General features: G+C 38.6%; 24 protein-coding genes and 1 riboswitch. Of the genes, 13 read left to right on the top strand and 11 right to left on the bottom strand.

Features of this window, described 5'->3' with window-relative positions:
* Positions 1 to 87 precede the first annotated feature (87 nt).
* The 3 genes from rsxC to I585_RS04190 all read left to right on the top strand — a co-directional run bounded on the left by rsxC (position 88) and on the right by I585_RS04190 (position 3,109).
* Complete coding sequence (gene rsxC, locus I585_RS04200) at positions 88 to 1,401, top strand: electron transport complex subunit RsxC (RefSeq protein ID WP_010739795.1); 1,314 nt, start codon at positions 88 to 90, stop codon at positions 1,399 to 1,401.
* 2 nt (positions 1,402 to 1,403) lie between these two features.
* Entirely contained in the window at positions 1,404 to 2,390 is a 987-nt protein-coding gene (locus tag I585_RS04195; RefSeq protein ID WP_010739794.1) for an RnfABCDGE type electron transport complex subunit D, read from the top strand.
* A gap of 158 nt (positions 2,391 to 2,548) precedes the next feature.
* The gene (locus I585_RS04190; RefSeq protein ID WP_010739793.1) at positions 2,549 to 3,109 is read left to right on the top strand and encodes a histidine phosphatase family protein; all 561 of its coding nucleotides are present in this window, start codon (positions 2,549 to 2,551) and stop codon (positions 3,107 to 3,109) included.
* A gap of 31 nt (positions 3,110 to 3,140) precedes the next feature.
* Here I585_RS04190 and I585_RS04185 read toward each other — a convergent pair whose 3' ends face one another.
* From I585_RS04185 to I585_RS04175, 3 genes are all read right to left on the bottom strand, one after another.
* Positions 3,141 to 4,046, bottom strand: coding sequence for a lactate/malate family dehydrogenase (locus I585_RS04185; protein ID WP_010739792.1), 906 nt, complete (start codon positions 4,044 to 4,046; stop codon positions 3,141 to 3,143).
* An 86-nt stretch (positions 4,047 to 4,132) separates the two neighbouring features.
* Positions 4,133 to 4,582: a class Ib ribonucleoside-diphosphate reductase assembly flavoprotein NrdI gene (nrdI, locus tag I585_RS04180; protein WP_010739791.1), complete on the bottom strand. Its 450-nt coding sequence runs from the start codon at positions 4,580 to 4,582 to the stop codon at positions 4,133 to 4,135.
* A 646-nt stretch (positions 4,583 to 5,228) separates the two neighbouring features.
* On the bottom strand, positions 5,229 to 6,380 hold the full coding sequence (locus I585_RS04175) for a hydroxymethylglutaryl-CoA synthase (protein WP_010739790.1): 1,152 nt from the start codon (positions 6,378 to 6,380) through the stop codon (positions 5,229 to 5,231).
* Between the two features lie 137 nt (positions 6,381 to 6,517).
* On the opposite strand from I585_RS04175, the gene I585_RS22845 reads away from it, so the two are divergent.
* The 3 genes from I585_RS22845 (at position 6,518) to mgtA (ending at position 12,843) form a co-directional block, all read left to right on the top strand.
* Positions 6,518 to 8,935, top strand: a complete 2,418-nt coding sequence (locus tag I585_RS22845; protein WP_010739789.1) for a hydroxymethylglutaryl-CoA reductase, degradative — start codon at positions 6,518 to 6,520, stop codon at positions 8,933 to 8,935.
* Positions 8,936 to 9,212: 277 nt separating this feature from the next.
* Positions 9,213 to 9,382: riboswitch (M-box (ykoK) riboswitch) on the top strand.
* Between the two features lie 162 nt (positions 9,383 to 9,544).
* Positions 9,545 to 9,988 (top strand): GNAT family N-acetyltransferase, encoded by a 444-nt coding sequence (locus I585_RS04165; protein ID WP_010739788.1) that lies wholly within the window; start codon positions 9,545 to 9,547, stop codon positions 9,986 to 9,988.
* A 134-nt stretch (positions 9,989 to 10,122) separates the two neighbouring features.
* Positions 10,123 to 12,843, top strand: coding sequence for a magnesium-translocating P-type ATPase (mgtA, locus tag I585_RS04160; RefSeq protein ID WP_371198564.1), 2,721 nt, complete (start codon positions 10,123 to 10,125; stop codon positions 12,841 to 12,843).
* Between the two features lie 56 nt (positions 12,844 to 12,899).
* On the opposite strand, the gene I585_RS04155 is transcribed toward mgtA, so the two are convergent.
* The 3 genes from I585_RS04155 to I585_RS04145 form a co-directional block, all read right to left on the bottom strand.
* Positions 12,900 to 13,349, bottom strand: coding sequence for a GNAT family N-acetyltransferase (locus I585_RS04155; protein ID WP_010739786.1), 450 nt, complete (start codon positions 13,347 to 13,349; stop codon positions 12,900 to 12,902).
* Positions 13,339 to 13,803, bottom strand: a complete 465-nt coding sequence (locus tag I585_RS04150) for a GNAT family N-acetyltransferase (RefSeq protein ID WP_010739785.1) — start codon at positions 13,801 to 13,803, stop codon at positions 13,339 to 13,341. The genes I585_RS04155 and I585_RS04150 overlap by 11 nt, the downstream gene beginning before the upstream one ends.
* Before the next feature lie 248 nt (positions 13,804 to 14,051).
* On the bottom strand, positions 14,052 to 14,807 hold the full coding sequence (locus I585_RS04145) for a MurR/RpiR family transcriptional regulator (protein WP_010739784.1): 756 nt from the start codon (positions 14,805 to 14,807) through the stop codon (positions 14,052 to 14,054).
* Between the two features lie 228 nt (positions 14,808 to 15,035).
* Here I585_RS04145 and I585_RS04140 point away from each other — a divergent pair, with 228 nt between their 5' ends.
* Together I585_RS04140 and I585_RS04135 are read left to right on the top strand one after the other, a co-directional pair.
* Positions 15,036 to 16,307 (top strand): PTS sugar transporter subunit IIC, encoded by a 1,272-nt coding sequence (locus I585_RS04140; protein ID WP_010739783.1) that lies wholly within the window; start codon positions 15,036 to 15,038, stop codon positions 16,305 to 16,307.
* 17 nt (positions 16,308 to 16,324) lie between these two features.
* Positions 16,325 to 17,653 (top strand): 6-phospho-beta-glucosidase, encoded by a 1,329-nt coding sequence (locus tag I585_RS04135; RefSeq protein WP_010739782.1) that lies wholly within the window; start codon positions 16,325 to 16,327, stop codon positions 17,651 to 17,653.
* A gap of 60 nt (positions 17,654 to 17,713) precedes the next feature.
* On the opposite strand, the gene I585_RS04130 is transcribed toward I585_RS04135, so the two are convergent.
* Positions 17,714 to 18,781, bottom strand: a complete 1,068-nt coding sequence (locus tag I585_RS04130) for an endonuclease/exonuclease/phosphatase family protein (protein ID WP_010739781.1) — start codon at positions 18,779 to 18,781, stop codon at positions 17,714 to 17,716.
* A gap of 226 nt (positions 18,782 to 19,007) precedes the next feature.
* Here I585_RS04130 and I585_RS04125 point away from each other — a divergent pair, with 226 nt between their 5' ends.
* A complete protein-coding gene (locus tag I585_RS04125; RefSeq protein ID WP_010739780.1) occupies positions 19,008 to 19,589 on the top strand; it encodes a GNAT family N-acetyltransferase in 582 nt (193 codons plus the stop codon).
* A 68-nt stretch (positions 19,590 to 19,657) separates the two neighbouring features.
* On the opposite strand, the gene I585_RS04120 is transcribed toward I585_RS04125, so the two are convergent.
* Complete coding sequence (locus I585_RS04120) at positions 19,658 to 20,179, bottom strand: LURP-one-related/scramblase family protein (RefSeq protein WP_010739779.1); 522 nt, start codon at positions 20,177 to 20,179, stop codon at positions 19,658 to 19,660.
* Positions 20,180 to 20,203: 24 nt separating this feature from the next.
* Entirely contained in the window at positions 20,204 to 21,067 is an 864-nt protein-coding gene (locus I585_RS04115) for a Cof-type HAD-IIB family hydrolase (protein WP_034708354.1), read from the bottom strand.
* A 171-nt stretch (positions 21,068 to 21,238) separates the two neighbouring features.
* On the opposite strand from I585_RS04115, the gene I585_RS04110 reads away from it, so the two are divergent.
* The 4 genes from I585_RS04110 (at position 21,239) to I585_RS04095 (ending at position 24,159) form a co-directional block, all read left to right on the top strand.
* Positions 21,239 to 21,919: a uracil-DNA glycosylase gene (locus I585_RS04110; protein ID WP_010739777.1), complete on the top strand. Its 681-nt coding sequence runs from the start codon at positions 21,239 to 21,241 to the stop codon at positions 21,917 to 21,919.
* A gap of 158 nt (positions 21,920 to 22,077) precedes the next feature.
* Positions 22,078 to 23,058 (top strand): phosphate acetyltransferase, encoded by a 981-nt coding sequence (gene pta, locus I585_RS04105; RefSeq protein WP_010739776.1) that lies wholly within the window; start codon positions 22,078 to 22,080, stop codon positions 23,056 to 23,058.
* 115 nt (positions 23,059 to 23,173) lie between these two features.
* Complete coding sequence (gene tsaE / locus I585_RS04100; RefSeq protein WP_010739775.1) at positions 23,174 to 23,641, top strand: tRNA (adenosine(37)-N6)-threonylcarbamoyltransferase complex ATPase subunit type 1 TsaE; 468 nt, start codon at positions 23,174 to 23,176, stop codon at positions 23,639 to 23,641.
* Positions 23,638 to 24,159, top strand: coding sequence for a GNAT family N-acetyltransferase (locus tag I585_RS04095; protein ID WP_010739774.1), 522 nt, complete (start codon positions 23,638 to 23,640; stop codon positions 24,157 to 24,159). Before tsaE ends, I585_RS04095 begins: the two co-directional genes overlap by 4 nt.
* 23 nt (positions 24,160 to 24,182) lie before the next feature.
* Here I585_RS04095 and I585_RS04090 read toward each other — a convergent pair whose 3' ends face one another.
* On the bottom strand, positions 24,183 to 24,716 hold the full coding sequence (locus I585_RS04090) for a 3'-5' exonuclease (RefSeq protein ID WP_010739773.1): 534 nt from the start codon (positions 24,714 to 24,716) through the stop codon (positions 24,183 to 24,185).
* A 77-nt stretch (positions 24,717 to 24,793) separates the two neighbouring features.
* Positions 24,794 to 25,549, bottom strand: a complete 756-nt coding sequence (locus tag I585_RS04085; protein WP_010739772.1) for an exodeoxyribonuclease III — start codon at positions 25,547 to 25,549, stop codon at positions 24,794 to 24,796.
* Between the last annotated feature and the right edge of the window lie 528 nt (positions 25,550 to 26,077).

The raw sequence follows: 26,077 nt of genomic DNA, 5'->3' as shown, positions 1-26,077 counted from the left end.
AGTCAATTATTTTGATAATGGGATATTATTTTTAGTCAAAAAATGTTCATGTTATACTAAAAATACGAAGAATAATGGAGGAATGTGATGAGCAAGCAAGCTTTTAAAGGTGGAATAGATCTTCATCAGGATACGGCTTTGCATTTAAGAGGTATTGATAATTACAAACAGGTAGAAAATATACAACCGAAAAAGGTTTATATTCCAGTACAACAACATATTGGTAAACCAGCAGAAGTAATTGTATCCGTGAGTGAGAAGGTTTTTCTAGGACAACCGATTGCAAAAATGGATGATGGATTAGGGGCAGATGTTCATGCGAGTATTTCTGGTAGAATCATTGGAATTGAGGAGATTGATCAAGGACAAGGCGATGAAATGACTTGTGTGATTATCGAAAATGATTTTCGTGAACAGCCCAGAGTGGTGCATCATGAGACAATCGAGGAATTAACACCGGAAATGATTGTTGAACGGGTAGAAAAAGCGGGAGTGGTTGGTCTGGGTGGAGCGACCTTTCCAAGCCATGTAAAACTGAATCCGAAAGAAGAAATTCATACTTGTATTTTTAATGGAGCAGAATGTGAACCATTATTGATGGCTGATGCCGCTTTGATGGCTACTCAAGGAGAAAAACTGATCAATGGCTGTATTCTAGTTCTAAAGGCTGTGGAGGCAAAAGAGGGAATAATTGCAATCGAAGATGATAAGCAAGAGGCGATTGAAGTAATGAGGGAACTCTGTCAGGATATTCCCAAACTGTCAGTTGTTGAAGTCCCATCTGTGTACCCTCAAGGAAGTACAGAAATGCTATTCAAGACGATTATCGGAGAAGAGGCTCCAGCAGATGGTTCAACAAGAGATTTGGGTTATTTGATTATCAATGTTGCTACGACAGTTGCAGTCTATGAAGCAATTGATCCTGGGGTTCCTTTAAGTCATCGGATTTGTTCAGTTGTTGGTGACGTTATGGAGCAAAAAAACGTTTATTTTCCAATTGGCACTTCAATTGAGGATATGATTGCTTTTTGCGGAGGTTTTGATGGAAAGCCGTCAAAGATTATAACGGGTGGTTTCATGATGGGGAAAACGGTTGATACTATGGCAGCTTCCTTGACGAAATCCGCAAATGGTCTAATCGTCATCAATGAGATCCATGATGAAGATAGTACACCAAGCCCCTGTATTCTATGCGCTCGTTGTGTCGAGGTATGTCCGATTGGTCTTTTACCGCATCAGTTGGAGAAGAGTTACTTGAAAGAAAATTGGGAACGCTTGGAAAAGTTATATGTAGACAGCTGTATCAATTGCGGCTGCTGTACTTATATTTGTCCTGCAAGACGCCATTTAGCCGAACATATTGTTGCTGGACAACAAATAATCAAAGAAAGGCAGGCATAAGCATGGATGAAAACCACTCTTTTGAGGATTTACGGAGTAATAGGTATCCAATGATGGAAGCTTCACCGCATTTGTTATTTCGAGAGAAAACAGACCGTTTAATGCAATGGGTTTTACTGGCACTATTACCTAGCGTGATAGCCTCAATTATTTTTTTCGGTGCTAGTTCATTACTTCTTTACGCCATCTCAGTGGGAACATGCTTGATTGCTGAATTTTTATGGTATAGATTTCGCAGGAAAACCATACCTAAAGACTATTCGGCGGCTGTTACAGGTGTTCTATTAGCGATGAGTTTACCGGCGAGCGTGCCTTTGTGGTATCCAGCATTGGGCGGAGCAATTGGAATCATAGCGGCAAAAGAATTATTTGGCGGGATTGGGCGAAATTTATTAAATCCCGCATTAACTGGCCGAGCTTTTTTGCGGTTGGTTTTCGTGAAAGAGATGTCGGCGAATGTTCACCCACAACCTTTCTTTTCTGCTGGTGGGTTAGATGTCGTATCTTCAGCGACACCATTGATGGAAGTTAAGGCTGGGGAAAGCTTGAACTTTGGCCAGATGATGGATAGCTTGACTGGATTGATTCCCGGGAAAAATGCCGAAACAACCGCGGTATTACTTCTTTTAGGAGGTCTATTCTTACTTTATAAAAGGGTGATAACTTGGCACATTCCACTTTCCATGATAGGAGTAATAATCGTTAGTGCATTTATGCTGGGTAAAGGCGACCCAACGATTGTTTTTGGACATGTTTTTGGCGGTGCAACGATATTAGGAGCATTCTTCATGGCAACTGATTACAGCACGTCACCTACAACGCCAAAAGGAGAGGTCATCTACGGTATTTGTTGCGGATTATTATTGATGGGTTGGCGAACATTCAGTTCCATGCCAGAAGGAATGACGTTTATATTATTGATCATGAACTGTTTCGTTCCGCTGATTGATCATCTCATTATTCCTCGAGCCTATGGAGTGAAAAACTAGCTATTATTTTCAGTAAATAAGTAGACGTTCTTTCATTCTAGTGATAAAGTGGTAAGGTCACTGGCTAATACCAGTTTATTACAAAACATTATTTTGAAAATTAATGATGGAATATTACGATAGTTTTCAATTTTTATGATAGAGAGGACTGTTTTTATTTGCTTTATGTAGCAAGGCACGGCGAAACTGAATGGAATCGAAAAGGAATTATTTCAGGTAAAAGCGATATCGCTTTATCGGAGATCGGTTATCGACAAGCAGCTTTATTAGCAGAAGAGGTTGCTGCTCTTGAGGTGCCTATTTCTAAAATCATCCATTCACCATTAGAGCGAGCGCAAGAAACGGCCCGAATTGTCGGAGAAAAGAATTTAGTGCCATTGACTGTCGATGAACGTTTGATTGAACTAGACTATGGTGATTACGATGGGACGAGCGATGAACAAGAAGGCTATCTTAAAATTCGTACGCAATTTGCGGTACGTTATCCCAATGGTGAGTCCTTGATGGATGTTTATGCTCGTATTGTTCCATTACTAGAACAATTGGAACAAGATTCGGATAATACCTATTTATTAGTTTGTCATAATTCAGTGATTCGGGCGATCAAAAATTATTTTGAGCCATTAGAAAACGAAGAGGTTTTTAGCTATCGAACACCAAATGCAAAATTGATTGCGTTTGATTGGAAAAAAATTAAGGCAATCAACAAGAGTGCATAAAAAGACCGGACGATTTCGTCCGGTTTTTGCTTTATATTGTTGCATGCATTGAGTGAATCGTTTGGATCGTATGCTGCCATTTTTTTTGTTCATCATTCGAAAGATTTAATGGGAAACTTTCACTGATTCCTTGCCGCGATACCTTTGCAGGAGAACCCACATAACAGTCTTCAGCAGAATGGAAATGGCTGACAGGAACTACGAGATAATTATTGTTTAAAATCGCTTCAACGATTCGTGCGGCCTGTATAGCGATACCGTAAGAAGTGTAGCCTTTTCCCCTAAAAGTGACCCAACCGCCATCTCGAGCGGCCATATCAAGTGCGTCAAGTTTTTCGACGGTCAAAGTATCCGTGATGGGAACGCCTCCGATTCGCACGCTGGACCAAGCGACAAATTGGCTTTCTCCATGTTCTCCGACTACATAACCATCAATTGCTGAAGGATTTACCAGCATTTTTTGACTAACAGCATGCTTCATGCGGCCAGTATCTAATGAAGTCCCCGTACCAAAGACACGTTCTCGAGGAAAACCAGTCAGTTCTTGCAGATATTGTGTAATCACATCACAAGGATTTGTAATATTTAAGATAATCCCTTTAAACCCGGATTCTTTAATTTTCGGTGCCCATTCTTTAACGATCGTTTTAGTCAAATTTAATTCTGCAAAGCGATCAGGATTTCCTTCGAAAATAGAAATATCACCTGCGGAAAAAATAATTACATCTGTGTCTGCAAGTTCTGTGAGATTTGGTTCAATCAATCGAACTTGATGGTCTTGTTCCATCTGACCATCCATCAGATCGTTGAGTTCAGCCTTAAGGATATTTTCTTTTGAATCAAAAAGTACCAACTCATCAACTATATTTTTTGAAATCAAGGTGTAAGCTGTAGTACTTCCAACATGACCAACACCAATAATTGCGACTTTTCTCAATTACAACACGCCTTTCTTATAGAAATTCCTATTTAAAAAGAATGCCCCTAACATGAGAAAAAGTCAATAGAATAATTAGCAGAAGATTAATTTGGTAGACTGTTTTTCAGAATTTGATATACACGTTGGCAATCTACTGACGTTCCCCTTAATTCATAATCAGCTAAGAAAGGGAATTTGAAAGCATCACTGTATTGTTTTGCAGTCAAGCAATACTGATAGTTAAAATTCTTATTTCCGCTGCCAACCACACCTAGACACTTTTTGTAATTATCATTATATTCTAAGTATTCCCGCATGACCTCAGTCAAGATTTCAGTATCTCCATTATCTACGCCATTGCCGCCTTCCAAATAAGTTGGAACGAAGGTAAAGAAAGGAGAATTTTCTATTTCAAAGGGACTGTTTTCTGAAATTTCTTTTGAAGTGATCATAGGATTTGCTGGATTTAACTGATGCTGCTCTTTAGCATATGTCTCTAAATGCTTGACGAACGCCCTTGTATTTCCTGAGATTGATATATATAAAATGTTCATGGTTTTATTCCTCCTGTTTCAATAATAATGAATTTGTTCTCCTTTGTAAAAAATTAACGTAGAAATGCCATATTCACTGTTTTACTGATGTAATTATCGTAAACATAGATTGGATCATTAATAAGTTTACATGGTATTGGTTCATCTCATTTTGAGTGATAGTATCTGCGAAATAAGAGAGGAAAACAATAATTATGATAAGTTTAGTCCTGCTCATCACTTAAGTATTGTAACATGAAAAACAGTGGTCAAATTAAATGTAAACGCTTGCAAAAAAGCTTGGAATATGGTATAAATATGAGTGTAAGGGATGAATCCCTAAGTTGTTAAATCGTACAACGGAAATGGACGGAAGCAGAGTTCATTTCGAAGTGAATGCCGAAAAGGCAGAAAGGAAGTAGGGATTTGAAGTTTCCTTACCAAGTAGTTTTAATCTAGCGGGGAAGAGAAATGTAGACAGTAGAACCATTTCTTCATTTAGTGGTGAGGCTTAAACGAAATTCAAACACAAAAAACGTTTAGGACCTAGAAAAAAGGTGTAAATATTCCATGAATATGGAATGAAGAATAAACATCTGACCATTAGACCCGTTAGATTTTTTTATATGCTAAAAAAAGCCAGCTGATTAGCTGGCTTTTTCGATGTTTATTTATTGTAATAACGAATATCTCCACTGATTTTATTGATAGCAAAGTCAGTCGGATCAGAGAAGGTATACGTTTCTCCATCAACTGGTAACTTTTCACCAAACATTTTTTCATATTCTTCGATTGATAACCGTTTGCGTTGGGCAAGCAAGGCTTGATTGTCTTCACTAGTTAGATGTTCTTTATAATCTTCCATTACAGTCATCGAGAAAAATTCACTGACAGCACCAGAGCCGTAACTGAACAATCCAACCCGATCACCAGCAGCTAGTTGACTATTGTCTAATAGTGAGATTAAACCAAGGTACAGTGAGCCAGTATAAAGATTGCCAACAGTTCGGCTATAGACGATAGCCTCATTGTAGCGTGTCTCTAAACGTTGCTGCTCATTTTCTGGAAGATCTGGGAAAATAGCTCGTAATGCTTTGCGTCCCATTTTTGTATAAGGCAAATGGAAAGTCAAAGCAGCATAGTCAGTACTTTCAGTATGGTTGATTTTTTTATTTTGCTCCCAAATTCGGGTGAATGAATCAATATAAACTTGGTTAGACATATGACCATCAACTAATGGATAGTCGTGTCCAGCCGGTCGCCAAAAATCGTAAACATCTTCTGAGTAGAAGACACTATCATCATTAAATGCTAATAAATGAGGTTCTTTAGTGATCAACATTGCGACAGCTCCGCAACCTTGTGTCGGTTCTCCACCTGTGTTTAATCCATATTTAGCAATATCGGCTGCGATCACTAAAACCTTACGATCCGGATGCAGTGCGACATAATCGTGGGCCTGCTGTAAAGCAGCTGTCCCAGCGTAACAAGCATGTTTTATTTCAAATGAACGAGCAAAAGATTGGATATCTAGCAGACCATGAATAATTACCGCAGCAGATTTTGAGAAGTCGGTACTAGATTCTGTTCCGACGATTACCATGTCGATGTCCTTTTTGTCCTCATCTGTAAGAATTTTTGCAGCAGCACTTGCTCCTAAAGTAACGATGTCTTGTGTTTCAGGAATAATTGCCATCTGATCTTGTCCAAGACCAATGTGAAATTTGTTGGGGTCAGTCTCACGTGCGTTCGCCAAGTCCGTCATATCAAGATAATAATTTGGTACGTGAAAACTGATTTTATCAATCCCTATATTCATATTGCTCCTCCTTTTCTTCCAAAGGTAAATATATCATAGAAAGCCCATGATTAGTTAAGTTTGAATCTTAAGAAATTATAAAACTATCTATGCTATACTTACGTCTGATTTTTAATGAAAATATTGGAGGTGCACCCTTGGAAGAAATTGTTATTTTAAGCGCTGTACGAACACCAATTGGCAGATATAAAGGCAAACTCTCAACCCTCTCAGCCGTCGAACTCGGCGCGATCGCAGTGAAAGAAGCGGTGAAGCGCGCGGAGCTTGCACCAGATCAAGTAGAACAAGTATTTATGGGAAATGTTTTACAAGCAGGCAATGGTCAAAATGTGGCACGTCAATCGGCAGTAAAGGCGGGAATTCCTTATGCAGTACCTGCCACCACGATTAATGAAGTTTGTGGTTCCGGAATGAAGTCGATCATTTTTGCTATGCAGCAAATTTTATTGGGCGAAGCGCAGGTTATTGTTGCAGGCGGTACAGAAAATATGTCTCAAGCTCCAAAAATTACAAGTTTTGATTACTCTGCGCAAGAATGGCAAGAACCGAAATCAAGTATGATTTATGATGGATTGACCGATGCTTTCAGTGGAAAACATATGGGCTTGACGGCAGAAAAAGTGGCTAATGACTATCAGATTACTCGCGAAATGCAAGATCAATATGCCTATGACTCACAAATGAAGGCGGCGAAAGCCAGCAAAGACGGAAAATTTGAATCTGAAATCGTACCTGTGGCACTTCCGGATGGCAATACTTTATGGGATGATGAGGGGATTCGGTTTGATTCGACTTTAGAGAAAATCGGTTCGTTAAAACCGGCTTTCAAAGAAGATGGCGTTGTAACAGCAGCAAATGCATCAACGTTGAACGATGGAGCATCGGCAGTTGTTTTGGCGGCAAAATCATATGCTATCGAAAATAACTTGGCGTACCTAGCTGTTATTAATGACTACAGTGAAGTAGGGATTGATCCAAGCATTATGGGGATGGCTCCTGTGTCAGCTATTAATAAATTATTAAATAAAGTGAATCGAACAATTAATGAAATTGATATATTTCAAATTAATGAAGCTTTTGCGGCAGCCTCAGTAGCTGTGCAGAAAGAATTAAAATTGCCTGATGAAAAAATCAATACGTACGGTGGTGCGATCGCTTTAGGTCATCCAATTGGCGCCAGCGGAACACGTATTGTGGCAACATTGGTCTCAGAGCTGATTCAAGAAGATAAGCAGCGAGGTGTAGCGAGTCTTTGTATTGGCGGTGGACTTGGATTAGCCTTGATGATCACCAAGGCGGAGGATCAAGAAACCGCAAAAAAAAAATTTTATCAGATGACTCAAACAGAGCGGTTAGCTAAGCTGGTCAAAGAAAAAAAGTTGTCCGCTAAAGAGGCAGCTCAGTTAACAACAGAGACTGTTCTACCGGAAAAAGTTGCGAATAATTTGATTGAAAATCAGATCAGTGAAGCTTCGATTCCTCTAGGTGTTGCACAGAATTTTGTAATTAACAGAAAAGAAAAAATTATTCCGATGGTAACAGAAGAACCTTCTGTGATTGCGGCTGCCAGTAATGCCGGTAAAATCATCGCAAAGGCTGGAGGATTTCAGACGCAAGTCATCAATCAAGGAATGATCGGTCAGATCGTTTTACGAAATGTTACTGAGTTTGAAAAAATCAAAGGAATTATTAACGAAAATAAACCAGCTCTTTTCGAAGCGGCAGAAAGAAGCTATCCTTCGATCTATCAACGAGGTGGTGGTTTGCAATCGATTAAGGTACGTATCTTTGAGGAGGGCTATCTTTCAATCGACCTTGTGGTGAACACGAAAGACGCGATGGGCGCGAATATTCTAAATACTATCTTGGAAGCTGTCGCGCAGGAATTAAGACAGTTAGTTCCCGATGCAGAGGTACTGTTTAGTATTCTAAGTAACTACGCAACCGAGTCCATGATCATGGCGAGTTGTGAGATTCCTTTAAATCAACTATCTTCCGAACTTGCTGAAAAAATCGTTGACGCCAGCAAATTCAGTAAGCTGGATCCTTATCGTGCAGCCACACATAATAAAGGAATTATGAATGGCATTGATGCAGTCGTATTGGCCACAGGCAACGATACCCGAGCAGTCGAGGCGGCTTGTCATGCATATGCTGCTCGCAATGGTAGCTATGAAGGTCTGACTGATTGGGAGATTAAAAATGATGCGCTTGTTGGAAAGCTGATATTGCCAATGAAAGTTGGTATTGTTGGCGGAGCGACAAAGGTTTTACCAAAAGCTCAAATAAGTTTGAAATTATTAGATGTTTCGGATGCCGCAGAGTTAGGTGAAATTATCGTGGCTGTTGGTTTGGCACAAAATTTTGCCGCGATCAGAGCTTTAGTAACGGATGGTATCCAAAAAGGGCACATGGCGATGCAAAGTCGATCTTTAGCAATTACAGCAGGAGCTACTTCCAGTGAGGTACCTTTAGTTTCTAGACAATTAAGAAAAGCGGACCGAATGAATTTAGCTACAGCAGAACAATTACTAAAAAAAATTCGCCAAGGATAAATTAAGCATTGGGGAATAAAAACAGAGCTTTGACAGCTCTGTTTTTTTATTGATTTAAAATGGCAAAACGTGCGTTATATTATTTTTAGTGGTGAATGATTATGACAAATAAAAAAATTTGTTCGTTCATTTCCTCATTATTTTTCATAACGGAAAAGGTTGGTATAATAGCGTTGAATTCGGTTTCTTGAGATTGTTAATTTAATTTATCTGGATTTTTTCATAGAAAAGCATTTGACAGGTGATTAATAACTTGTTATATTGTGTTCGAAAATAAAATATGATTTGTTAGGTGAGGCTCCTATACAAACACAGGCTACTGCCCAAAAATGTCGAGAGACGCCAATGGGTAGAACAGGAATTGTCGAATACAAGGCTTTTCTTAAGGTAGCTAAGATGTTTGTCTTTACGTTGTATAGTGCCAAAACTCAACGATTAGATCGACTATACGACTTTGTCTATTTGGGATGAATTTTAGTAAGGCTTTTCGCTGAGTTTTTGAGCGGAAAGTCTTTTTTTGCGCAATGATCATTTTTATTTTCAAAATTGAACAAGGGAGGGATTTACTATGGTAAAACAGTGTTTACAGTAACTAAGTGGAACAGCGCAATGTATTGTGAAGCGTTAATGCTTAGAAACAAAGAGTTAAAGGCAAGTTCAGGGAAAAAGTTCTTATTGAGGGCACCGAGAGATGAAAGAAAGGATCTTCACTTGATTATCAAACAGGAAGATCAGGTGATAGGGACTCTATTGCTGCATCCAATTTCAGCTGAATGTGTCCAGATCAAACAAGTGGCGGTGGACTCGCATCACCAAGGAGAAGGATTAGGTAAAAACTTGCTGATATATGCAGAACAAGTTGCTAGAAGAGTTGGTTTTTGTCTTGTTTTCCTAACAGGTAGAGAACAAGCTTGGGGTTTCTATGAAAAGCTAGGTTATCAATCCATCTCGGAGGAGTATGCAGAAGGGCAATTAACCATGCGGATCTACAAAAAGGATATTCAATCACCACTAGAACAAGTGGAAAAAAGGGAGATGAAAACAAATGGATGACAGTAGTTCAATAATTACGGGTTTGTGGCAGAAAATGGTAAACAAGAAGATACTATTGTCTATTTGTTTTTAACGCCCATATTTTCTCCATAAGCCCGTCTGTAGGAGGGGCAACGATGAATACGCTAAAAAATATGGTCTTATATTTATTTATTGGAATAGGATTATGGCATATTTTTTTCGGAAAAAAGGAGAAAAAAATGAAACAGCAAAAGATCACAACAACGAAGACGAATTATAGTCTATTCGCTAAAAAGACAACAAGAAGTATTCTTGATACATTTAAAACATCAACGCTGGGATTATCTGCGGCACAAGTTGCAGAAGCAAGAGAAGAATTTGGAGAAAATAAAATTCCCTATAAAAAGGCAACGCCATTTTTTATTGAGGTTCTAAAAGCATTTATTACACCATTTACTTTGGTATTGATTGGTTTGGGAGTCATTTCTCTTATCACGGAAGGAATCTTGCCTGAGCCAGGTGAAAAAGATTTCTTCGGCAGCGGTATTATTTTGGTCATGGTATTAGTCAGCGGTACGATGACATTGGTTCAGTCTGTGCGTTCAAACAAGGCAGCCGAGAAGTTGAAATCATTGGTAAAAGTAACTGCAGCAGTTCGCAGAGACAATCAATACAAGGAAATTCCTATGGAAGAAATTGTCTGCGGTGATCTAGTCAAGTTATCCGCTGGAGATATGATTCCAGCAGATATTCGTTTGATTAGCGCAAAGGATTTATTCATCTCACAGTCCGCGCTAACAGGAGAAAGCTATCCTGTCGAAAAAAGTGCGGCAGAGGCAAATGGTCAAAAAGAATCTGAAACGAGTTACGACAATTTAGTATTTATGGGAAGTAATGTGATTAGCGGAAGTGCCGAAGGAATCGTAATCGCTACGGGTGCAAATACCCTGTTTGGTGATGTTGCTAAATCCTTATCGGCTACCCCTGTTCAAACTAGTTTTGAGTTAGGTATTCGTAAAACGTCTTTCTTGTTTATCAAATTCATGGCATTAATGGCACCGACCGTTATTGTGATTAATGGATTCACGAAAGGAGATTGGATGGAGGCATTTCTATTCGGTTTATCAGTGGCTGTGGGGCTGACACCTGAAATGCTGCCAATGATCGTTACAACAAATTTGGTCAAAGGTGCTACAGGAATGGCCAAAAACGGTACGATCATTAAAAATATAAACGCTATTCAAAATTTCGGTGCCATCGATGTATTGTGTACAGATAAAACAGGGACATTAACACAGGACAAAATTATTTTAGAATACCATTTGGATTGTGACGGGGAAGAAGATAGCCGTGTTTTAAGACACGCATATCTAAATAGTTATTATCAAACAGGCTTAAAAAACCTGCTTGATGTGGCCATTATCGAATCAACCAAACAAGAGTTAGACACAGATGAAATTCGTTATCAAAAGGTTGATGAGATTCCCTTTGACTTTCAACGTCGCAGGATGAGTGTTGTTGTAGAAGATCAAAACGGAAAAACGCAAATGATCACAAAAGGTGCAATTGAAGAAATGCTTGAAATTTCTTCTTTCGTTGACTTCAAAGGGCAAGTAACGAAGTTAACGGATGAAGTAAAAAAACAAGTTTTGAAAAAAGTTCACGAATTGAACGAAGACGGATTACGCGTAATCGGTGTGGCTCAAAAAACGAATCCGAGTGTGGTTGGTGAATTTTCAACAGCTGATGAATCTGAAATGGTATTGATTGGTTATCTGGCATTTTTAGATCCGCCAAAAGAAACAACCAAACAAGCGTTGAAGGCGTTGAAAGAAAACGGTGTTGAGGTGAAAGTCTTAACTGGAGATAATGCATTGGTGACCAAGTCCGTTTGTAAGCAGGTTGGACTAGGAACGGAAACAATTATCCATGGAGAAGATTTGATCCATCTTAGTGATCAAGAATTAGCAGAAATCATAGAGGATTACAACGTATTCGTGAAATTGAACCCGCAGCAAAAACAAAAGATTACGAGTTTGCTCAGAGCAAACGGGCATACAGTCGGGTTTCTTGGAGATGGAATCAATGATGCTCCTGCGATGAAAGCCGCTGATGTCGGAATATCCGTTGATACAGCTGTTGATATCGCCAAAGAATCTGCTGATGTGATCTTATTAGAGAAAGACTTGATGATTCTAGAACGGGGAATAATTTCCGGCAGAGAAACATTCGGCAATATCATGAAATATATCAAGGCCACGGCAAGCTCAAATTTTGGCAATATGTTCTCTGTTTTAGTTGCAAGTTCATTCTTACCATTTTTGCCAATGCTTCCACTGCAAATTTTATTTCTAAATTTGATTTATGATATTTCATGTATCTCGATTCCATGGGATCGGATGGATAAAGAATACTTAGAAAAACCAAAAAAATGGACAGCATCCAGCATTGGTAAATTTATGATTTGGCTGGGTCCAACGAGTTCGGTATTTGATATCACGACTTATTTACTAATGTACTTTGTTATTTGTCCGGCAGTTCTCGGCGGGGATTACCACTCTTTATCTCCTCAGCAGCAGGCAGCCTTTATCGCTATTTTCCATGCTGGCTGGTTTGTGGAATCGCTGTGGTCGCAAACTTTAGTCTTACATGCATTACGGACACCACAAATCCCGTTTATCCAAAGCAGAGGGTCTTTCATTATGACAGTGATTACCACCTTGGGAATTATTGTCGGCACTCTTTTACCATTCACAAATTTCGGTCAAAACTTAGGGTTAGCGGTCTTACCAAATCAGTATTGGTTATGGCTCGTTGTAACCATCATCGCTTATCTATTTTTGGTAACGCTAGTTAAAAAAGTTTACATTCAACGCTACCAAGAATTATTGTAAGATATAAAAACGTTCCTGAAAAAAAATTCAGGAACGTTTTTATTATTTTCAGAGGATCAAGGCTTTGCATCTGCTCGTAAATAGACCATATCTACTAGTTGGACACCTTGGTCGATAATTGGTTCGCGGTAATTATCGGTGAAGAAGTTTTTTACACGATGGGATTCGCGAAATCCGCATTTCTTATAAAAGTCCAATATGCTTGGAACATCTCCCGTTCCTACATACATCGTTTGATAACGGCCTAAAAATTCATCAAATAAAAACTGAATCAACGCTTTTCCATATCCTTTTCCTTGTTCGTTCGGCATAATCGCAATATTTTTTAACTCACACTCTGTCTCGCTTAATTCTGTTACGACCGCTTCGCCTTTTAGATCTTCGTCATATAAAACAAACATTCTTCCGTCGTTAAGATAACGATCAATCATGTCTTCTTGTTCATCAGCCAAACGAAGCAGGTCTAAAAATTCTTTTTTATCTGAAATGACTTCTTCAACTTTCATTGGAACACTCCTTAGTTTTACTTTTTTTTAAATGTAGAATCGGGAAGGCATTGCCTTGATCATCTAATTCAGATCGACCAAACACATGGAAACCCATGCGTTGATAAAACCCCAATCCTTGTTCATTCTGTTCATTCACATCAACGTAGTTTCCGTTCAGCGTTTCGATTGCATACTGAAATAATTTTCTTCCGATTCCTTGTCCTCTAGTTTCTGCAGCTACAAAGAGCATCTCAACTTTTTCATTTTCAACGCCGATAAATCCGACGATTTCTTGTTCATAGCAGCCGTAGAGGGATTCAATGGTTAATAATCCTTCTTTAACTGCGGGTATTAAGGCCTCAATATTGTCCTTTGACAAAAAATTATGGGTAGCAGTCACTGAAGATTCCCAAATTGTCAAAAGAATTTCAATTTCATTTTTATCATTTTGATTTACTTGCTTAATATTCAATCGTTGATTTTCCTCCAATTTTTCCTATGAAGAACTATTTTTGACCGCAACAAATAAAGGGCACTAAATTCTGCTTTTAAAGCGAAGCGATGAAACAAATCTTTATAGTTCCTTCAAACAATGTTTCATCTACAGTAGTTTTCTTGTTTGAAGGATAGCAATCGTGCGTAAATGAGAGACATACGTCCACATTGAGATCAATCCCTTTTTAGTTTTGACAAGGCAAGTGTGAAAATGATTTTGCCCGGTCAGTTCTCTTTATTTTTCAATTGATGAACAGTTCTAGCTAGTATTTCCAGAATATAGGTTACCGATAACTGGGAAGTAATGTTTGTTTCTTTGTACATCTCGGTATTTGCGTAATAGGGAATGTCGACATCAGAAAGCTTTGCGATAGGAGTGTTTGAGCTATTAGTTATGGCAATTACTCCTGATTTATGAAGCTTAATGTGATTGATGTAATCTATGATATCCTCATTTTCTCCAGATACAGATAACGCGACTAAGCATACTTTATTATCTAATCTATCCGAGATGTTATATAAAGGCGTATTCAAAGGGTCTTGAATGTTTAAAGCCAATGTAAAAAGGGACGAAAAAAGTAACGCACCATAACTCGCAAAAATACTTGAAGTACCGATTCCGACAAAAAGGACTAAATCGGATTCTTTAAGGATTGAGGCAGCCGAGTTTATTCGTTCCTGAAATTCATTTGTGTGGGTTCTCTTCAAAAATTCTATGAAAGGAAGTTCATCGATCGTCTGGATCGGCTCCGCCAATTCGTGCAGCTCTTTAGCATATAGTTGTAGTCTAAGTCGAAAATCTGCATATCCGTTACATTCAAACTTTTTGCAAAAACGCAAAATAGTCGAGGTGCTCACATGACAGGCATCTGCCAATTCTCTGATTCTCATATAAGGCACGGCATCTAGATTTTTGATGATGAAGTCATAAATATCAATTTCAATACTTTTTAATTCGACTTGATAGGCTAAGAATAGCATGATCGATCACCTTCTTTGTTAGTTATAACTAGAGTATAGGGGATAGAAACTACGGTATCAATGTATTTAGTTGTAAATAATTTGAAACCAGTCTAATAAAACGAGGTGTTTTATTCTTGTTACAAATGCCTAAAAATGGGATCTTTGCCTAGATGATGGCAACCTATATACAAACAATGTAAGCCTTTCCTATAATTCGGATATAACATAGAAAAGGAGATTCGTTTTATGGAAAAATTTTTGGATTGGATGCAAAACGTGATTATTCCGCCAATGACGAAATTTGGGAATCAAAGACACCTTGTTGCTGTGAGGAATGGTCTTGCGCTTACTTTACCAGCCATAATTAGTGGGAGTGTTTTTCTAATTATCGGGAATATCCCTATCAATGCTTGGCTGGAGTTTATGCAGCCTTACGAAGGAATGATCAATGCTGCCGTAAATGTATCATTTGGAATAATTTCTCTATTAGCGGCAACCGGAATCGGCTATGAGTTAAGCAAAAGCTATGATCTGAATGCAATATCAGGTGCTGGACTTGCCGTAATGGCTTTTATCATCACGCAGCTATCAGATAAGTTTGTTATTGATCCAACCGGATTTGATTCGACGGGGTTATTCACAGCAATTATTTCGGGCATTGTTGCTGCTGAAATACTCAATTTTTGTATTAAGAGAAATATCGTAATTAAACTACCCGCTGGTGTTCCGCCGGCAGTCAGTAATTCTTTTGTATCACTAGTTCCTACAATGCTAGTACTTATTTTGTTCTGGACCATCCGAGTTCCACTGGGCTTCAATATTACTCAATTTATTGAACAGCTATTTTCGCCTCTATTATTTGCATTGAATAGTTTGCTGGGAATTTTACTCTATACGTTCTTGGTGAGTTTATTATGGTGTGCGGGGATACATGGAGATATGACATTAGAAGGCGTTGCCGATCCGATATTTCTAACATTTATTGCTGCTAATGCATCAGCGTATGCAAATGGCGAGCCATTGCCATATATAACGGCTTCTGGTTTTTCTAGTTTATTTGTTAACGTTGGTGGAACTGGGGCTACTCTGACTTTAGTGATTCTAATGATTTTTTCCAAGGCCAAAACATATAAGCAATTAGGAAAGGTTGCTTTTCCAGGGTCGCTATTTGAAATTAATGAGCCGGTCATTTTTGGTTTTCCTATTATCATGAACCCATTGATGATGATTCCCTTCACTATTATTCCGTTGATTCTAGCGACGAGCAGTTATCTATTGATGTCGATTGGTTTGATAGCGAAACCTATTATGGTTGTTCCTTGGACGATGCCGCCAATTATTGGACCCTTGATGGCTACAGGTTGGGATTGGCGCGCCGGTGTGTGGTCAGCGATAGAAATAGTGATCGCTATTGCCATTTATTTACCATTCTTTAAAATTGCCGAAAAGGAAATGCTTCAGAATGAAGGAACAACCAGTACCATAGAAGAAACAAATGAACTTGAGTTGATTGATTAATTATTGGAGGAATGAGCATGAAAAAGAAATTGAAAGTTGTAACAATCGGTGGAGGATCAAGCTATACACCTGAACTGGTTGAAGGTTTTATTAAACGATATGATGAGTTTCCTTTAACGGAATTATGGCTTGTAGATATCGAGGCAGGAAAAGAAAAGATGATGATTGTCGGTGAGATGGCCAAGAGGATGGTCAAGGCGGCTGAAATAGACTGCGAGATACATCTAACACTTAATCGCAAAGAGGCCTTGCGCGATGCTGATTTTGTCACCACACAGCTGAGAGTAGGACTACTGGATGCAAGAATTCTAGATGAGCGGATTCCCTTGAGTCATGGATTGATCGGTCAAGAAACAAATGGTGCTGGCGGAATATTCAAAGCCTTACGAACGATACCGGTCATTTTAGATATAGTGGAAGACATGAAGACACTTTGTCCCAATGCTTGGTTGATTAATTTTACGAATCCAGCCGGAATGGTGACGGAGGCAGTATTACGCTATGGTAATTGGGACAAAGTTGTGGGTTTATGCAATATTCCCGTGAATGCTGTCGTAGAAGAAGCTGAACTTTTAGAAGAAGACCCAGAAAAATTATTTTTCCATTTTGCCGGAATCAATCATCTCCACTGGCATACTGTAGTAGATTCAACTGGAAAAGATCGAACAGATGAGCTTATCGAAAAAATGTACGGGGCTGGAAATGCTAAATCTATCGTCGCGAATATCAAGGATAATGAATTGGTTTTCGAGCAAGTTGAGAATCTGCATATGGTACCTTGTCCATATCATAATTATTATTACTACACAGATAAAATGCTCGCTGAGGAGCTGGCAGATTTTGAGGTTCATGGTACTCGTGCTGAAAAAGTGAAGCAGATTGAAAAGGAGCTCTTTGACCTTTATAAAGATCCAAATCTTGATTATAAGCCAAAACAGTTAGCCGAGAGAGGTGGAGCTCGTTATAGTGATGCTGCCTGTGAAACGATTACTTCAATTTATAATGATAAACGTACCGTTATGACAGTCAGTACTAAAAATAATGGGACGATTACTGATCTACCAGTTGATTCTGCCGTCGAGGTTACATGCATTCTGACTGGAAAAGGACCAATACCTTATAATTTTGGCAGTTTCCATCCTAAAGAGCGCGGTCTGCTGCAGTTGATGAAAGCGATGGAACAGCTTACAATCGAGGCCGCAGTGACAGGAGATACAGGAACGCTTATTCAAGCATTCACGATGAATCCTTTAATTACAAGTGGCGATACCGCAAAGAAGGTAATGGATGAGTTATTAGCAGCGCACAAAGAGTATCTACCAAATTTCTTTAACAAAGCAAAATAATAAAAAGCATCGGATTCGTTTTGACTTTTGCCGGACGAACTCGATACTTTTATCATTTTTCTATTTCAAACTAAAATCCAAATATACAGGATTATGATCGGAATACTTAAACTGCATATCCTTTACATGAACATCTTTTACAGTGATATTATCTGAGATGAGGAAGCCGTCAATCAATGTAGTATAAGTTTTCCCCTTTTTGTAAGGCTCATTCAATGCTCTGGCTGATGGAATTTTTTCTATTGCCAATTTTCCGGTAGGTAAGTGGAAGCCGGCTGGCAACTCCTCCTTAGGAAATGGGTGAGTCCAAGTTTCTCGTTTTTTACTTGTATCAAATACTTCAGGACTATTTCCTAAGACATCATGATTATAATCTCCGGCGACCATGACATAGTTGCCTTTTTTGTATTCACTTTCCATCACATCAAAGATCTTTTTTAATTGTGCTGCTTGAATGGAGCGATCCTTAGTAAACGCAGATAAGTGTGTATTGATAGCAATTAGTTCGTGATCTCCCTTAACTGGAATGCGGCTGACCGTAAAAGCACGATCCAAATCAAAAAACTTATTGAAATTTGTTTCGATCGGCAAAGAATATCTTTTGCTGCTGGTAATCTCAGCCTGACTTAGTGTGACGAGACCGGATTTTGCTTGACCGATTGGATTAGTAAAAGGATAGAAGAGATAAGAAGAATCATAATTTTGACCATATAGACTATTATATGCCGGTAGATGTTTTTGCAACCAAGCTACTTCATCCACATGTTGCGAGCGATCACCATCTTGATCGACTTCCTGATAAAAGGCTAATGTTGGTTCAAGTTCCTTTGTAGTAGTAACGATTCCCTGCATATTTTCTTTGACAGTTTCTTTATCATAAGCTCGTGAATACTTTCCGCCATCCATGAAGAAGCTGTAACTTGGCGGATACGCACCGTAACCAACGTTGTGGCTCATGGCGCGATATGTTTTATTTGTTTCAAGCGCTTGAGTATGCTGATTGTCCGGCTTCAATGTCATATTGTCTGGCAAACGATCGTAGCTGGCGAATAAGTAAATCAAGTAGCCGCCAAATACAACTAGGATCGCTACGATAACCCCTAACAGAATTTTTAGTGCTTTTTTCATCGAGATTCCTCCAATTCGTGAGAGCACGTTTATCTTTAAAATTTGAAAAATGAATGCGTCAATACGTAAATCATTTTATTCATTTGCTAAATACTAATAGGCGTGCATATCAACGTTATCATAGCAGATTTTCAAACGAACACAAAGTAACCTCCCTTTCGCAAAAGGATTCACCGTGGTACACTGTAGAAGTATTATCAAACGTTATTAAAAGAGAGGTTTTAAAATGATTCGATTTGCCAAAAAAGAAGACGGCGCAGCTGTAGCAAAATTGATATTGGTTATTTTAAAGGATATGGAGCTCGATTTCTTAGATGAGTTCGGTGAAGAGAAGGCGTTAGAAGTTATTGCGGCTTGTTTTGAAGATCCTACTTATCGTTTTGGTTATGCACGAGGTCTTGTTGAAGAAATCGATGGAGAGATTGCCGGGGCCGTCTTTGGTTATCCTGCAAACAAAGAAGCAATTATCGATTTACCTTTAAAAAAATATCTACAGGCTCAAGGAATTACTGAAGACATTCAAATGTTCATTGATCCTGAAGCTTTTCCAAATGAATGGTATTTAGATTCAATCGCAGTAGATGAAAAATTTCGTGGGCAGGGAATTGGCTCGAAATTATTAACGGCAGTAGATCGTTTAGCCACTCATGAAGGTGAGAAAGTGATTGGTTTAAATGTTGACAAGGCTAATCCGAATGCTAAACGTTTATACCTGCGTGATGGCTTTCAAGATGTTGGTGAAATAATGATCAGCGGGCACCTTTACGATCATATGCAAAGAGCGGTCAAAGGCTTCGATAGAAGTTAGTGAGAACAGCCTTCCAGAAGCTGTAATTAGAATCGTAAAAGGAGCAGTGCCAAATCTGGCACTGCTCCTTAATTTTGGGAAAACGTAACTTCTAAAGCCGTTTCCGGTTCTTTATTTTTATTTCTATTGTAGAGCCAATAGTCCATGATTGCTGCCACGCAGATACAAATAGGAGCATCCGCTGGATCTGTGACATCTAGTACGTAATAATCACCGGTCAATAATGTGGCTTTGTCCATTGTCATAATCGATTGATTAAAGTGATTGATTTTGTACTTGTGATTATAGATATCCCCATAAACTGCCCAATGAAGTTGTTGTATGTAATAAAAGTCGCCGGGCCAATGGAAAATTTTATGAAGCACACCAACTTTTGTTTGTTCATAGTAAATCTCAAACTTGCGCCCGAAAATGACGCTGGCCTGCTTAATATAAGCCACGATTTGACCGTCCATTGCATAGAGCGATAGGACATTTCCTTTACGGCCCCAATGTCCTACCATTAAATATAAAGGCACACCTTTACTGTCCTTAACGATCGTTCGTGTCATGGAACTCAATTGTTTTTCTTGAATAAAAAATTCAGTCATGTTACTCACACCTTTTGATTTTTATTATTCAGAAAGGATTCGATCGATTGCCGTTGCTACTCCGTTTTCTTCATTTGTGTCCGTCACGTTATTAGCGATTTCTTTAATAGCTGGTGCCGCATTTCCCATCGCAAAACTTGTTCCTGCATAAGTCAGCATGCTGACATCGTTAAAATTATCTCCAAGAGCCATGACTTGATCAGCGGTAAAACCACGTTCTTCTGCAAATTGTTTTAAAGCGATACCTTTTTGTGCATTCACGTGATTGATCTCGATATTAGTCAATTCTGAGGCTGCAATAGCTAAATCACCGATTTTTTCTAACGCACCAGTAACTTTCTTTAATTGTTCCGGTCCATTTTTATCAAAAGCGATAATTTTTAAAACATCTTCATCTTTATCAATCAATGTTTGACGCATATCCTTAACAAAAGTGATCGGTGTAAGAGATAAATGTTGAGAAGATGCCGCAATTGCCATTTTTTTTGAAATTCCCGGTATTTTCTCTAAGATATGTTCAGAGAAAAACTCAATCCGCATCGGTTGATCTGAAGAGTATACATGCTCAGCGGTAAAAATTTCATAATAAAGGCCAGCTTCTTCAAGAGCATCCATGACTTCAAAGGTTCTTTTTTTGCCGATTGGGATGGTAAAAATTGTTTCTCGTTTAGCGTTTACAACATGAGCGCCGTTTAATAAAATCATCGGGACGTGAATGTTCGCTACATCTAATGAGATTTTTGCGTGGCTCATTCCCCGTCCAGTTGCTGTAATAAATTCAATTCCTTGTGACTGAGCCTTCTGAATGGCTTCGATATTTGCTGTCGGGACTTGCATTTGATCGTTTAACAGTGTACCGTCCATATCAGAAGCAATGAGTTTTATCAAAATTATTCACCTAGCTTTCCTATCATACACCGATAGTGTACCATAATCCTAGATAGGATAACCATGTCGGCTTTATTCTTTAAAAAGAATTATTTTGATAGTATAGAACGTAAATATCAGACTTACTTAAGAAAATAAATCTATTATTAATAGAAATTAGGAGTGTGTGACGTGAAAGAAATCATCCATAATGATTGGCAAAATGTTTTAGCAGATCAATTTGAAGCACCGTATTATTTAAAGCTGCGTGAATTTTTGAAAGAAGAGTACAGTACTCAGAAAATTCATCCGGATATGTATCACATTTTTGAAGCCTTGGAATTGACGCCATACGACAAAGTGAAAGTCGTAATTTTGGGACAAGATCCTTATCATGGTGTGAATCAAGCACATGGGTTATCTTTTTCTGTGCAGCCCGGTGTGAAAATACCACCGTCACTGCGCAATATTTATCAAGAAATGCAAAATGACTTAGGAATTTCTCCAGTTCAACATGGTAATCTTGTGAGCTGGGCAAAGCAGGGGGTTCTAATGCTTAACACCGTATTAACAGTGCGGGAGGGGCAAGCTTATTCACATCGAGGGCAAGGTTGGGAGCAAATGACGGATGCTGTTATAAAGCGACTAAATGAGCGTGAAAAACCAATCGTTTTTATTTTGTGGGGAAAACCTGCACAAGAGAAAATCAAGATGATCGACACTAGTAAACATGCCATTATAAAATCTGTCCACCCATCTCCGTTATCTGCTCATCGTGGTTTCTTTGGTTCGAAACCTTTTTCGAAAACAAACCAACTACTGATGGAATGGGGCGAATCACCGATTGATTGGCAGCTGCCTGAAACAGTGTGATATGACAACGGTTTCTGTTATAGAGACAGTTTGTGAAAATGCTCTTAATTCATATTTACTAGATTCTAATTAGTAGTACAGATGCTTTATTCTGTCCTTTTCTTTTCTTGAGAATTGTTGTATGATAAATAGGAAATAAATATCTGGAGGGTTTTATCGTGGATCTATTTGACAGTTTGAAATTTAAAATTATTCGTCGCAACATTAAAGTGGCATTTCCTGAAGCAACTGACGCACGTATTTTAGGTGCCGCATCTCGTCTTAAAGCAGAAGAATTAGTTGAACCAATCTTGATTGGTAACTTGGCTGAAATCGAAAAAGCCGCGAGCGCTCGTGGAATCGCTTTAGGCAACTTCACAATCATTGATCCTGATCATTTTGATCGTTGGGATGAAATGGTAGAAGCTTTTGTTGAACGCCGTAAAGGTAAAGTTAACAAAGAAGATGCAGAAAAAATTCTTAAAGATGAAAATTACTTTGGTACAATGTTAACTTATATGGGAATTACGGACGGAATGGTTTCTGGTGCGATCCATTCAACTGGCGATACTGTTCGTCCCGCTTTGCAAATCATTAAAACAAAACCAGGAGTCAGCCGTACAAGTGGTGCATTCTTGATGGTTCGCGGACGCGATCAAGAAAAATATCTATTCTCAGATTGTGCTATCAATGTAAACCCAAATGCACAAGAATTGGCAGAAATCGCTGTTGAGTCAGCAAAAACAGCTGAACTATTCGATATCGAACCAAAAGTTGCAATGATGAGCTTCTCTACTAAAGGATCTGCTAAAGCTCCTGAAGTTGAAAAAGTGGCAGAAGCAACTAAGATTGCACAAGAATTGGCACCGGATTATTTAATTGATGGTGAATTGCAATTTGATGCTGCATACATCCCAGGTGTTGCGCAATTGAAAGCCCCTGATTCAAAAGTAGCGGGACAAGCAACTGTATTTGTTTTCCCCGAATTACAGTCAGGTAATATCGGCTACAAAATCGCTCAACGTTTTGGCGGATTTGAAGCAATTGGACCAATCTTACAAGGATTGAACAAACCAATTTCCGATCTTTCACGCGGTAGTAATGAAGAAGATGTTTACAAACTTTCAATTATTACAGCAGCACAATCATTGATGAACTAAGAAATTCAATAAAAAGTGAAGTATGCGATACTAATTTTGTATCGCATACTTTTTTTCTTTTCTCTTGATATCTAAATCGTTATACTAAATTGGTAATAGAAAAGAGGGAGACAGGTTGATAACGTTAATAAATACAGCAATGACAGAAAGATTAGGAAAAATCATTGGTTCGGTGGCCGAACCTAGCGACAATTTGGTATTGACTGGTGATCTTGGTGCGGGGAAAACGACTTTGACTAAGGGAATAGCACTAGGTTTAGGGATTGATCAAATGATTAAAAGTCCAACATATACGATTATTCGAGAATATCAGCAAGGACGCTTACCGCTTTACCATATGGATGTTTATCGGATTGAGTCCGGTGCGGATGATTTAGGGTTGGATGATTATTTTGAAGGCGATGGCCTTTCCGTGATCGAATGGGGACAGCAGTTAGGTGACTTTGTGCCAGAGGATTATTTGGAATTGATTTTACATAAAGATGGACAGGATGAAAATTTGCGTCAAGTGGAACTGATTGTACATGGTGAACAAGCACAGAAATTTCAAGGGCGGATTTTGAAAGCGTGGGAATCAGAATGAGCGAAGTTGAAATTACTTTAAGAGAAGCCATACCAGATGATGCAGGAAATTTGTTACAAGCTAGTCGACAAATTGCTGAGGAAACTGATTTTTTGATTATGGACGAAGCGGGCTTAGGATTAAACGAAGAAATGCTGAGTTTGCAATTAGCGGACCTATACGAAAGTGAGAATAATCTACTTTTATTAGCCTTTGCAAACGAAAGAATCATCGGTATGGCCTCAGTTAAGGCGGCTCCGGAATACACAGTGTCGCATATTGGCGAGATTGGGGTTAGTGTGTTGAAAGAATTTTGGGGGATGGGTTTAGGAACGGCATTGTTAGATGAAGTGATTTATTGGAGTGAGAATAATTCGCCGTTGCGACGTTTAGAGCTCACGGTTCAAAAAAGAAACGAACGTGCGATTCATCTGTACCAAAAATTTGATTTTATAACGGAGGCTGAGATGGAGCGAGGGGCTCGAGATGTACAAGGTGAATTTTTGAATGTTCTGTTGATGAGTAAATTGATCAATTAAAAAAGCGAAGCAGAGAGCTTCGCTTACATAGGTAATACTAATTTTTTTAATGGATCAACACCAAAATGATCTTCTTGATAGAGCAAAATTTTCGCGCAGGCTCGGCTGTCTTCTAAAGCATCATGATGATGTTCTAATGGGATCGCTAATTCCTCACAAACGGTGTTCAGTCGATGATTCGCCATTTCAGGAAATAAGCGTCGGCTTGTTTTTACAGTACACAAGGAAAGATAGGTTGGCTGCGCTAGATGATAATAATCAAGACAACCCGCTAGAACCTTGGTATCAAAGCCGGCATTATGAGCAACGATCAAACGATTCTCCTGATAATAATGTTGGATATCTTGCCATACTTCAGGAAACTTCGGTGCGTCTTCAACATCTTCTGGATGTATGCCGTGGATCTGAATATTTTTCCAAAAAAAGTCTGTTTCAGGTTTGATCAGCGAATAGTATTCACCGACGATTTGGCTGTTTTTTACCATTACGAGTGCCAGTGAACAAGCACTATGGGTTTGATAATTGGCCGTTTCAAAGTCCATTGCAATAAAATTCAACAGATTCACCTCTCCGCTTTTTGTTTTACCATATTCTTTTCAGCGGCGAAAGTCTTTCAAGAAAAAATTTCAAAGTTTTAAAGATTGATATCTAATTCTACGGGACAATGGTCGCTGCCGAAAATTTCAGTATGGATTTTGGCATCTTGTAATTGATCCTTTAAGTCATCAGAAACGACGAAGTAATCAATCCGCCATCCGGCATTATTTTTGCGCGCATTAAAGCGGTAGCTCCACCAAGAGTAAATTCCTTCTTGATCGGGATAGAAATGACGGAACGTATCAATATAGCCATTCTCTAATAAGATACTGAATTTCTCTCGTTCTTGCGGAGTGAAGCCGGCATTTTTTTGATTTGTTTTCCAATTTTTTAAATCAATGTTTTCGTGGGCGACATTCAAATCCCCACAGAAAATAACGGATTTATTTTCTTTCAGCTGATTTAGATGATTCAAGAAAGCTTCTTCCCAAGTCATACGATAATCTAAACGCTTCAGTTCATTTTGTGAGTTGGGCGTATAACAAGTAATCACATAATACTCAGGATATTCAAGTGTAATGACACGGCCTTCTTGATCATGTTCTTCGATGCCCAGACCATAGGTAACACTCATTGGCTCATGTTTGGTGAAGATGGCAGTACCAGAATAGCCCTTTTTTTCTGCATAATTCCAATACTCATGATAGCCCGGCAAGTCCATTTCAATTTGTCCAGCTTGCAGTTTTGTTTCTTGCAGACAGAAAAAGTCAGCATCTAAGTCATTAAAAACTTCCATAAAATTCTTTTTCATCACGGCACGCAAGCCGTTGACGTTCCAAGAAATTAATTTCACAGTGCATTCCTCCATACGTAATAATTTGATTCAACTCTTGGATCAATTGTAACGAAAAAAAGTGAGAAAGCAAAGAATGATAGCTGTCAAAGCTGCTTTTTACTTTGTCGCGCTGACTTTTTGCAGTATTATTCAAGGTATGAAGAAAACTATGCTGTTATCGATGATAATTAGCAGAATGATATACGGTCTGAGGATAAGAATCATTTTTTCCAAAAGAAAAATGAATACATTAAAACGAAGAAGGATGTCAGTTCCACTTTTAGCAGATGTAAAGATTCAAAGAAGAGGAAAAAAAGGAACCCAGAGTATAAATCATAAAAAGTTTAGTAGAATGATATACGGCCTGAGGATAGGAATCATTTTTCTCAAAAGAAAAATGACTACATTAAAACGAAGAAGGATGTCAGTTCCACTTTTAGCAGTTAAAAAAATTGAAACAAGAAGTAAAAAAATAACCAGAATATAAAGCACAAAAAGTTTAGTGGAATGATATACGGCCTGAGGATAGGAATCATTTTTCTCAAA

Source organism: Enterococcus malodoratus ATCC 43197 (genome assembly GCF_000407185.1).
GTDB lineage: Bacteria > Bacillota > Bacilli > Lactobacillales > Enterococcaceae > Enterococcus_A > Enterococcus_A malodoratus.
This window is presented reverse-complemented; position numbering and strand designations above follow the sequence as displayed.

Bases quoted from the DNA above. Each gene is read 5' to 3' on its own strand.
- rsxC (WP_010739795.1), top strand. From the start codon at position 88: ATGAGCAAGCAAGCTTTTAAAGGTGGAATAGATCTTCATCAGGATACG.
- I585_RS04195 (WP_010739794.1), top strand. From the start codon at position 1,404: ATGGATGAAAACCACTCTTTTGAGGATTTACGGAGTAATAGGTATCCA.
- nrdI (WP_010739791.1), bottom strand. From the start codon at position 4,582: ATGAACATTTTATATATATCAATCTCAGGAAATACAAGGGCGTTCGTC.
- I585_RS04175 (WP_010739790.1), bottom strand. From the start codon at position 6,380: ATGAATATAGGGATTGATAAAATCAGTTTTCACGTACCAAATTATTAT.
- I585_RS04165 (WP_010739788.1), top strand. From the start codon at position 9,545: ATGTATTGTGAAGCGTTAATGCTTAGAAACAAAGAGTTAAAGGCAAGT.
- mgtA (WP_371198564.1), top strand. From the start codon at position 10,123: ATGGTCTTATATTTATTTATTGGAATAGGATTATGGCATATTTTTTTC.
- I585_RS04155 (WP_010739786.1), bottom strand. From the start codon at position 13,349: ATGAAAGTTGAAGAAGTCATTTCAGATAAAAAAGAATTTTTAGACCTG.
- I585_RS04145 (WP_010739784.1), bottom strand. From the start codon at position 14,807: ATGCTATTCTTAGCCTATCAAGTCGAATTAAAAAGTATTGAAATTGAT.
- I585_RS04140 (WP_010739783.1), top strand. From the start codon at position 15,036: ATGGAAAAATTTTTGGATTGGATGCAAAACGTGATTATTCCGCCAATG.
- I585_RS04135 (WP_010739782.1), top strand. From the start codon at position 16,325: ATGAAAAAGAAATTGAAAGTTGTAACAATCGGTGGAGGATCAAGCTAT.
- I585_RS04130 (WP_010739781.1), bottom strand. From the start codon at position 18,781: ATGAAAAAAGCACTAAAAATTCTGTTAGGGGTTATCGTAGCGATCCTA.
- I585_RS04125 (WP_010739780.1), top strand. From the start codon at position 19,008: ATGATTCGATTTGCCAAAAAAGAAGACGGCGCAGCTGTAGCAAAATTG.
- I585_RS04120 (WP_010739779.1), bottom strand. From the start codon at position 20,179: ATGACTGAATTTTTTATTCAAGAAAAACAATTGAGTTCCATGACACGA.
- I585_RS04095 (WP_010739774.1), top strand. From the start codon at position 23,638: ATGAGCGAAGTTGAAATTACTTTAAGAGAAGCCATACCAGATGATGCA.